This window comes from Salinimicrobium oceani, from assembly GCF_012037645.1.
Genome location: NZ_JAAVJR010000984.1, coordinates 1 through 378, shown reverse-complemented (window position 1 = coordinate 378; position 378 = coordinate 1). Strand labels below are relative to the sequence as shown.

Below are 378 nucleotides of genomic sequence, written 5' to 3'. Positions count from 1 at the left end.
ATTGATTTCCTTCTTTTCATTATCAAAATCGGGGAAAATTATCTCTGTGTATGCTGAGTTTGCTTCGAAAAGGTCTTGTTCTGGATTGTATATCCAATATAAATAAGGAATATTTGGGCCGGCAGGTAAAAATTCAATTAATCTAAAATCCGTTCTGCCGTCAAAATTCATGTCCTCTGTTAAAAAGAGTTGATCTACAGGAAATGTTTTACGGAAATTATTTTTACCCGGTTTAATTGACTGCTTTAATACCCCATTTTTCAATACTTGAATTTTACTTATCTGACAGTCTTGTTCTTCGCAAACTTTAGTCAGACTGAATTCAAGATCTCCATCAGAATATTTCAGGATTTCCTGAGAAAAAAGTTTAGAAGAAAA

1 protein-coding gene is annotated in these 378 nt (G+C 32.5%); it reads right to left on the bottom strand.

Annotation, left to right across the window (positions count from 1 at the left end):
- A partial coding sequence (locus tag HC175_RS20375) for an XAC2610-related protein (RefSeq protein ID WP_438865971.1) occupies nt 1-378 on the bottom strand: 378 nt, incomplete at both ends.